Here is a 1,284-nt window from a genome sequence, read left to right as displayed (position 1 = left end):
CGGCGGCGGTAGCCGTCAGGTCGGCGGTCAACGCGTTCCCTCGGCGGCGGAGACGGGGTGGCGGCGGTCCTGGCCGGGCGCCTGGGCGGGACCGGAGGTGAGACCGGATGTGAGACCGACGCCGGCAGCAGCCCTGCGGTCGTCCGACCCCGCGCGAAACCGGCCGTCGATCAGCTCCAGGCCCACTGCCACTCCTCCACACCCCAGGTCATGGACGCACCGCGCCATCCGCCGTTCCCCCATCCGCCGTTCCCCCACCCGGTGTTCGCCGCAGGCGGCGGCTCCAGGACGACAGGAGAACGGTACCGGATGTGCGAAGGGCCATGTACACCATGTCCATGATGCGTTGACGCCGCTAACAGGCGCTGACGCGCTCCTGGGGCGTCAGCGGCTCCGACGGGTGTGACCGGCGGGTCAGACCGGCATCCCCGGTTCGGCGATGCCGCTTTCGTAGGCGACGATGACGAGCTGGGCGCGGTCGCGGACGTTCAGTTTGGCGAGGAGGCTGCTCACGTGGGTCTTCACGGTGGGCAGGCTGATCACCAGGCGCTGGGCGATCTCGGCGTTCGAGAGGCCGTTCGCGATCAGGACGAGGACCTCCTGTTCGCGCTTGGTGAGGCCCACCAGGCGCGGGAGGGGGCGGGTCGTCCGGTGGGTGCGGGAGACGGTCCCGATGAGGCGGCGCGTGACCGTGGGGGCCAGGACGGCCTCGCCGGTGGCGATGACGCGGATGCCGGCGACCAGGTCCGAGGGGGAGGCGTCCTTCAGCATGAATCCGCTCGCGCCCGCCTGGAGGGCCGGGTAGACGTACTCGTCCATGTCGAACATCGTCAGGGCCAGCACGCGTACGCCGGTCAGGGTCTCGTCCGAGCAGATCTCCCGGGTGGCGGCGATGCCGTCCATGAGGGGCATGCGCAGGTCCATCAGGACGACGTCGGGCCGGAGTTCCCGGGCGAGGTCCACCGCCCGGGAACCGTCACCGGCCTCGCCGACGGTCTCCATCCCCGGGGTGGAGTCGACGAGGACGCGGAAGCTGCCGCGCAGCAACGCCTGATCGTCCGCGATCAGCACCCGGATCGCCTCGGCCATCCCGCATTCCTCGCCAACTGCTCATCGAGTCCTCGGAGTCCGCGATTCTAGCAGCCGCGCCCGTCACGGGCCGTCGAGCACCAGCTCGCCCGTCCCGGTCCCCCCGGCCGTCACCTTGGTGCCGTAGGGCTCCGAGAGCCGGGCGATGTCGGTGAGGACCTCCTCGGCGACGGCGCCGTCGGCGAGCCGGGGCCG

Annotated in this window: 2 protein-coding genes; both read right to left on the bottom strand. The window is 71.7% G+C overall.

Annotated features, from left to right (window positions below; genetic code table 11):
- Positions 1 to 414: 414 nt before the first annotated feature.
- The gene (locus ABD308_RS11970; protein WP_344332273.1) at positions 415 to 1,089 is read right to left on the bottom strand and encodes a response regulator; all 675 of its coding nucleotides are present in this window, start codon (positions 1,087 to 1,089) and stop codon (positions 415 to 417) included.
- Positions 1,090 to 1,152: 63 nt separating this feature from the next.
- On the bottom strand, positions 1,153 to 1,284 hold a 132-nt coding region (locus ABD308_RS39660; protein ID WP_425554745.1), incomplete at its 5' end, for a hypothetical protein.

The organism is Kitasatospora putterlickiae (genome assembly GCF_039527695.1).
Lineage (GTDB): Bacteria > Actinomycetota > Actinomycetes > Streptomycetales > Streptomycetaceae > Kitasatospora > Kitasatospora putterlickiae.
This window is presented reverse-complemented; position numbering and strand designations above follow the sequence as displayed.

Bases quoted from the DNA above. Each gene is read 5' to 3' on its own strand.
- ABD308_RS11970 (WP_344332273.1), bottom strand. From the start codon at position 1,089: ATGGCCGAGGCGATCCGGGTGCTGATCGCGGACGATCAGGCGTTGCTG.